A 7,919-nucleotide genomic window follows, 5' to 3' on the forward strand; every position below is an offset into this window, starting at 1 on the left:
GTTTATTAAAACCGGCAATAAAGTAATCATAGTGCCGGAAGCAAGGCCAGAAAAAATATTTCAAAGTTCAATTTATTTTATTGAGCCATTTTTCAGGCCCGGCAATAAAACCTTAACAGCCCGTGTAAATATAGATAACAGTATTTTACAATTGCCCATTGGCAGCCAGGTAAGGGCAACTATTTTCAGCAGCCCTGTATTTGCAGCGTGGTTGCCCAGGGAAGCCATCGTTTCACTGGGGTTTGAAAAAATTGTTTTTATAAAAAGCGGTAATGGATACAAAGCACAAAAGGTAACAACAGGGGTAACAAATAAAAATTTAATTCAGGTAACAGGTGGAATTACCGCTGCTGATTCCGTAGCTGTAAATGCACAATTTTTAATGGACAGTGAAAGTTTTATAAGAGTTAATAATTAAAATTGATAAACGATGCATATAGGGAATGAATAATGTAATAGTGAGATGGAGGGTGAGGTCTGAAGAATAGAATTAAAAAAAATAGAAAGACACTTCAAAAGAAAAAAAATACTGGTGTTGATTAAAATAAAAATAAAATGAAGAATATATTTTTAGTAGCAGTACTTATATTTTTATTGGGGGCCTGTAAAAATAATAAAGTAAAAGATACCAGTGAGGCACAGCATGCCGCACACGGCGAGATATATTACACCTGCTCCATGCACCCACAAGTGATGAAAGATAAACCGGGTGATTGCCCTATTTGTGGGATGGCGCTGATACAGGCTGCAAAAACTACCACCCCCGAAAACGAAGGGGTACAACTGACCGAACAACAAATACAATTGGGTAATATTTTAACTGATACTATACGCAGCGGGATGCTTGGTGAACAAACGGTGCTTACCGCCATACTTAATATTGACCAAAGTAAAATTAATGCAGTTAGTGCAAGGGTAATGGGTAGAATTGAACAGCTTTATTTTAAAAACCTGGGTGATTATGTTAGAAAAGGGGACAAATTATTTGACTTGTACAGCGAAGAATTGAATAGTGCCAAACAGGAATATATACTGGCACTGGAAAAACAAAAAGTATTGGACAATTCAATTATTGATTTTACAGTGCTGGTGCAGAGTGCAAAAAATAAATTATTATTATGGGGTTTAGCAGAAGCACAAATACAGGCCTTGACGGTTAAAAAAATCGCCTCACCTTTAACCACTTTTTATAGCCCGGTGTCAGGTTATATTACCACCCTGGATATTAACGAAGGTGAATATACAATGGAAGGTGGTACTATTGTACGTCTCACCGATTTATCAACGCTTTGGGCAGAAGCACAGGTGTATAGTTCCCAGCTATCACAAATAGATAATAATGCAGTTGCCACTGTTCAATTCCCCGATTTACCTGGAAAAAAAATAAATGGAAAGATTGAATTTATGAACCCGGAAATTAATCCGCAATCACGTATTAACCTGCTTCGTATAAATGTTGCCAACCCCGGAAATGTATTGAAACCGGGTATGCCAGCTTACGTAACTATAAAAGGAAAACAGCAAAATACATTAACCTTATCATCAGATGCAGTACTTCGCAGTGGTACAGGCGCATCTGTGTGGGTGCAAACCAGCCCGGGTTCTTTTAAAAATATAATGGTGGAAATTGGTATGGAAGAGGGTGATAAGGTTCAGATAAAGTCTGGTCTTAAATTTGGAGATATAGTTGTTATTAGCGGAGCCTATTTATTAAACAGTGAATATATTTTTAAGAAAGGTGCCAACCCCATGGAAGGTATGAAGATGTAATCACGAAAAAATCATTTATACCCTTTTATCATTTTTTATAATTCATCATTTACGGCGAATATTAATAAAAGTAAAATAGAGTGGGGTTAATTTCCCCCAAACTATTTTAATTAATTTTTGCTTTTAAAAATGTGGATGAAATAATATAGCGGGATATGGCAAGGGAAAACAGGTATTGGATGTCTTGTATAAAATCTTTAGGTGCATAATTGTATAAATTTTTTACGTAATTGTGTAAGCTTTAAGGAGCTGATGCAGCTATCTTTATAGGCTAGTTAATAGATTTTACAAAAATAGTTTTAATTTTAGGTGAGTTTAAATGAAAATAAAATTATCCATACAGTTAAAAGCAGCTTTTCTGATTGTATTATTTGGTTTAAATACTGCAGTTGGCTTTGCCTGTGCTATGGGTATAGATTTTAATGCAGCACATAAAAAGGAAGCGGTTAAAGTTCATGTTCATGCGGATGGTAAAAAACACCATCATAATAAATCCGGCAAAAGCCAACAACAAAAAAAAGAGCAGAACAAAAAAGATGATTGCTGCACCGATAAAGTAATTAAGTTTCAAAATTCAGATAAAAACATCACTCAGGGATTTAAGAATTTTTGTACCGCTCCGGTTTTAGTACCCATGGCGGGCAATTTATTTGATACTGATAATTTTAATATTTCCCCTGTTGCGCATGCTAAATATGTGGTGCGTAATTTTCATCCTCCTCCCTGCAGTATTCTTATAGCAATACAGCGTTTTCAAATTTGATTATTACAGTAACGGTGTTTGATGGCACGCCCATTGAACTGATACCCCTCTGCATTTAAGCATTGGCGATTTATTAAGCGATACTATAATTAAATTTTATGTTCAGATTTTATGTATTAATCCTTATTTTTTTTACTGTAACAGCAAACCTTTTTAGCCAAAATATTATGGGTGAAGCGGAAGCAGTAAACAGGGCAATAAAAAACAGTCCTGACTTATCTGCTGCAACCCTTTCCATATTGCAGCAAAAACAATTGGTTAAAAGCAGTTTTAATTTACCTAACCCCGAAATTTTTATTGAAAGCCCTACGGGAAATTTTTATACTCCCAGCATAACACAGTCAGTGGAATTTCCTGCGGTTTACGGCAAACAAAACCAATTACAAAAACAGCAGGTACAATTGGCCGAAAAAGAAAAGCAGCTTACCGAAAATGAAGTGAAATACCAGGTAAAACAATTGTATCTGGCCTTGCAATACCAGGCAGCACTTAACCGGCAATGGTATATACAGGATACGGTTTACGAAAAAATTGCTTTATCAGCCACCCGCCAGTTTGATGCAGGGCAGATCGATTATCTTCAAAAATTATTTGCCGAAAATGAGTATGCCGAAATACATAATCAATACCTGCAGCAGCAACTTAAAATGGCCAGCCTGCAGCAGCAGTTACAATATCTTACCGCCACCACCGAAACTTTTGTAACCGAACCGCTGAATATAAATCCGGTAAATAATTATTTTGTAACTGCCGACAGTATGGCGTTTGCTGCTAATCCTTCTGTACAAATTTTACAACAGCAGAATAGTATTGCTAAAAAAAATGTTGAATTGCAAAAAGCAAAATCATTACCCGGTTTAGCATTTGGTTATTTTAACCAGGGCGAAAAAAATACGCCTGTATATAACCGCTTTCGTTTTGGTTTTACTTTGCCATTATGGTATGGGCAGTATAAAAGCACTATAGCCGCTGCTAAAACTGCTGTACAAATTAACGAGCAAAAAACAGCAGCACTGCAGCAACAATTTTACCTGCAATTAAAACAGGCACAAAATGAAGCGGCTATGTATGCCCGTGCCTGGCAATATTATCAAAATACCGGTATTAAAAAAGCTGATGAAATAATTGCGGTATCAAATCGCTTTTTTCAAAGTGGCGCATATGATTACATCACTTACCTGCGTAATATTAATACCGCTTATATAATTCAGCAAAAATACCTGGAGGCGAATAAGAATTACCAACAGGCTGTATTAACTATAAAATTTTTAACTGCAACATTATGATAAAGAAATTGGTGATTTTATTAATGCTGTTTCCCTCATTAATTTTTGCACATGATGGCGAAGATCATGCCGCAACAAAAAAAGGAACAGCTGCCGCCGCTTACTTCAGCTCCGAGGTAACTTCGGAATTATACGAATTACTGGTGAAGTATGCCCCGCTGCAAACGGGTAAAGAAAGCATATTGAAATTATTCATCAGCGAATATAATTCCAACATACCTGTTGATAGTGCTGTATTACAAATTGCTGTAGCGGCCAACCCCGGTATAAAACTAACTGTGCAAAAAATTGCTAAAGGTGTGTACGAGATAAAAGGAATCTTTCCTGAAAAAAAATCATACAATCTTACTGTAAATATTAATGCTGCATCAGGCCCCGATCTGTTACTGGTAAATAATATTGCCGTAGGTAAAGTTTTAGAAGTTGCGGATGACGGACATGAAGCTGTTGCTGCGCCCTGGTATAAAAGCAACTGGTTTTTTGGTATTGCAGGAATATTGCTGGGATTAATAATAATGTTTTTTGTAATGAGGAAGACCAATAAAAAAGTGGCAGCCTTATTTTTAATGGTACTTTGTTTATTGCCTGCAGCAGTAAGTAACACAGCCGCCGCACACGATGGCGAAGATCATGGCAAAGGTGGAGCAGCTGGCGGTACATTAGCCAATACATTTACGGTTGAAAAGGAAACCCAATTTTTATTTAACATCGGTACTCAAAAAATTCAGACAGGTAATTTTAATCAATCAACGCAGGTGTTGGGTACTGTAATTCCATCACCGCAGGGCATGGCCGTAATTCAATCGCCGCAGGCGGGAAAAATTATTTCATTAAGAGTTACTGTTGGGCAAAGAGTAGGGGCCGGGCAGGTTTTAGCAGTGATTGAACAACAGGTAGATGCTGGTACACAAATAAATATTCTTTCAGAAAAAAACAGGGTAGATGCTGAATACAATGCTGCAAAGGCACAATACGAAAGATTAAAAGCTATAGAAGATATTGCCGCAAAAAAAGATGTTACCGAAGCAAAAGCCCGGTACGAAACAGCTTTAAAAAACAGGCAATTGTTTACGGCTAATGCAGGCAAAAATGCAGGCAGTACAAAAATGATTTCACTTACTGCACCTATAAGCGGCGTGGTGGGGGCATTCAATTATTCAATTGGTGCTGTGGTAAATACAGGCGAAACTTTATTTGACATTACAAATCTTGAAAAAGTATTGGTAGAAACACAAGTATTTGCCAATGATGCAGCGCAAATAAAAGCTGTTGAAAAAATTACTGCAACATCAACTGCACCAAACGATACCACTGCCTATCGTTTAAAATTAGTGTCCACTGCGCAATCGGTAAATAACAGTAACCAATCTCAAAAGGTAATTTTCGAAATAGTCAATTCAAAGTCGCAATTTAAAATTGGAGAAAATATTAATGTCAATATTTTTTCAAAAAATATTTCCACACAGTTGATAGTGCCAGCTGCAGCCATTGCAGAAGTAAATGGTAAGCCGGCTGTTTTTATAAAAGACAAAGCAGAACAATACAGTATCAGCTATATAAATAAAGGCACTTCTAACCAAAACTTTACTACCATATTAAAAGGTGTGGAAGAAGGGGAAAGGGTGGTAACTGAAGGCGTTTATCAAATGAAAACAATTTATTTAAACCAATAAAAATTACAGTAATGAAAAAACAATTTAAAACTTTAGTATTGGCTACATGCCTGGGCGCCATAACTTTTTTAGCAGCATGCAATAACAGCAGCCAAAGTAAAACTACAACTGCAGACAGCACCACTGCTGAAACGGCACATGAAGGCGACGATCATATTTACGCCTGCCCCATGCACCCCGAAGTAACAGGCAAAGAAGGCGATACCTGCCCCAAGTGCGGAATGAAATTAGAGCATAATGATAATGCCGGCGGACCCGGTAATGTAAGCATGTTATTTACAGCCACACCAGCATCTCCAAAAGCAAATGAAGAAGTTACTTTATCTATGACGCCTAAATTAAAGGATAAGCCTGCTGAGCAAGTGCCGCTTGATGTGGAGCATACAAAAAAAATTCACCTTATTGTGGTTAGCGACGATCTTAGCTGGTTCGATCATATTCATCCTGAACTAAATGCTGATGGATCTTACAGCGTAAAAGAAAAATTTCCGGCAGCAGGAAAATATACTTTGTTTGCCGATTATAAACCCAGCGGCGCCAACCACACTGTAGATAATTTAAATGTAACTGTTGCCGGTACAGTACCTGCTGCAAAAACATATGGCGCCGATAAATTAACCGGTACAGCAGGCGATGGCTTTTCTGTTTCGCTTACACCCGATGGCGGAAAATTTTTAACCAATATGCCCATGCATATTAATGGTGTAATGATGCTGAATGGTGCAGCAGTGGATGTAAATACGCTGGAAGATTACCTGGGTGCAAAAGCGCACATGGTGGTAGTAAGCCTTGCCGATAAAAAATATTTACATGTACACCCAAGCGTGGAGGGAGGTAAGTTTGACCTGCATACCACTTTTGATAAGCCCGGCGTATATCGTGGCTGGATACAGTTTCAAAGCAAAGGAAAAGTGTACACCAGCGATTTTGTAATGAATGTAACTGAAGGAAAAGCAGGTGGAAAAGATGATGCAATGAAGGATATGAAACATTAATCGAATTTTAATTATTACAGGTATTAAATCTAAACCGGCACAGCAATTAAATAATTCAGGTATGAAAAAAATAATGACGGCTTTTGCAATTTTAATTTTACTGCAGTTTAATTATACTGCATTGGCGCAGCAGCCAAAAATGGAAGAGATTTGCTACAACCCCAATGCCAAAGGCGACACTTTAAAAAGAAGTATAAAAAGTGCAGCCATCGGTAAGATAGGAACTGCTGCAGTAGTTATTAATTATCATTCTCCCGGCGTAAGGGGCAGAAATATTTGGGGCGGCTTAATTCCTTATGGAGAAGTGTGGGTTACCGGCGCACACAATGCCACCAATATTGAAATTGATAAAGACTTTATTGTAAATGGAGTAAGCATTCCAAAAGGTAAGTATGCTTTTTTTACCATACCCGCTAAAAAAGAATGGATCCTTATCATTAATAAAAACTGGAACCAGCATTTAACAGACGATTATCAGCAAAGCGAAGATTTGGTAAGGATAAAAGTAAAGCCGCAGCAGCAAAAAGAAACTATACAACGGTTACAATATTTTATAACCGATAAGGGTAATAATAAAGGTGAGATAGCAATGGCATGGGATAAATTAAAGATACAATTTGACGTAAAAATTAAATAAGTTCAGCATAAAAAAATAATATCATTATGATGCAGAATAACAGGGATTACTTTTTGGGCGGAATGCACATGGGTTGGTGGTTCTTAATGCTGGTTGTATTAATTGGCGTATTGGTATTATTTAAAAATTCCCGAAAAGGAAAATAAATATGCCTGTTAAACCACCGGTGCTTTTGCAAACAGGATTTACTGTAAATAAAAAGTCTTATTATCAGCAGCCTCAACGAATATTTTTTTTAGAATTAAATTATCTATTATGGAATACTATTTTAGTAAAACAATCTCTGCAAGTTTCGATGATGCTATTCAAAAAGTTACTGAAGCCCTCAAAGCAGAAGGCTTTGGCATTCTTACAGAAATTGATATAAAAGCTACACTAAAGAAAAAGCTTGATGTAGATTTTTATAATTATAAAATCCTGGGTGCCTGCAATCCCCCATTTGCTTACAAAGCCTTACTGGCAGAAGATAAAATAGGGACCATGCTGCCCTGCAATGTAATAGTGCAGGAAAAAATACCAGGCCAGGTAGAGGTTTCTGCTGTTGACCCGGCGGCTTCCATGCAGGCAATTGAAAATAAAGTATTGAATGATATTGCTGCAGAAATCAGGGGCATGTTACAAAAAGTAATTGAGCAGTTGTAATTTTTAATATTACAAAGAAGTAAAAAATATTTTTTAAAAATAAAATTATAGTATGAAAATTTTTTCTTTAAAACAGTCATTGCAGTTTGTAATAATCCTGCTGTTATCAGGCACAATGATGATAAGTTGCGATAACAATAAAAAATCATCTAC

The 7,919-nt window shown here is 36.8% G+C and carries 8 protein-coding genes; all 8 read left to right on the forward strand.

All coding sequences use genetic code 11. The features are described 5' to 3' along the window. Positions 1-418, forward strand: a 418-nt coding sequence (locus ACY65O_RS07070) for an efflux RND transporter periplasmic adaptor subunit (RefSeq protein ID WP_462220150.1), incomplete at its 5' end; no start/stop codon positions are given. A 137-nt stretch (positions 419-555) separates the two neighbouring features. Further along, positions 556-1,770 carry an efflux RND transporter periplasmic adaptor subunit gene (locus ACY65O_RS07075; protein WP_462220151.1) on the forward strand — a complete coding sequence of 405 codons (1,215 nt, stop codon included), beginning with the start codon at positions 556-558 and terminating at the stop codon, positions 1,768-1,770. Between the two features lie 319 nt (positions 1,771-2,089). Next, entirely contained in the window at positions 2,090-2,533 is a 444-nt protein-coding gene (locus tag ACY65O_RS07080) for a hypothetical protein (protein WP_462220152.1), read from the forward strand. A 167-nt stretch (positions 2,534-2,700) separates the two neighbouring features. Further along, positions 2,701-3,819 (forward strand): TolC family protein, encoded by a 1,119-nt coding sequence (locus tag ACY65O_RS07085; RefSeq protein WP_462220153.1) that lies wholly within the window; start codon positions 2,701-2,703, stop codon positions 3,817-3,819. Further along, on the forward strand, positions 3,816-5,492 hold the full coding sequence (locus ACY65O_RS07090; RefSeq protein ID WP_462220154.1) for an efflux RND transporter periplasmic adaptor subunit: 1,677 nt from the start codon (positions 3,816-3,818) through the stop codon (positions 5,490-5,492). The genes ACY65O_RS07085 and ACY65O_RS07090 overlap by 4 nt, the downstream gene beginning before the upstream one ends. An 11-nt stretch (positions 5,493-5,503) precedes the next feature. Next, on the forward strand, positions 5,504-6,487 hold the full coding sequence (locus tag ACY65O_RS07095; RefSeq protein WP_462220155.1) for a heavy metal-binding domain-containing protein: 984 nt from the start codon (positions 5,504-5,506) through the stop codon (positions 6,485-6,487). Between the two features lie 61 nt (positions 6,488-6,548). Then, on the forward strand, positions 6,549-7,124 hold the full coding sequence (locus ACY65O_RS07100) for a DUF2911 domain-containing protein (protein ID WP_462220156.1): 576 nt from the start codon (positions 6,549-6,551) through the stop codon (positions 7,122-7,124). 255 nt (positions 7,125-7,379) lie between these two features. Further along, the gene (locus ACY65O_RS07105; RefSeq protein WP_462220157.1) at positions 7,380-7,766 is read left to right on the forward strand and encodes a DUF302 domain-containing protein; all 387 of its coding nucleotides are present in this window, start codon (positions 7,380-7,382) and stop codon (positions 7,764-7,766) included. Positions 7,767-7,919: the final 153 nt, after the last annotated feature.

It is taken from the genome of Ferruginibacter sp. (assembly GCF_031430955.1).
In the GTDB taxonomy this organism is placed as follows: Bacteria; Bacteroidota; Bacteroidia; order Chitinophagales; family Chitinophagaceae; genus Ferruginibacter.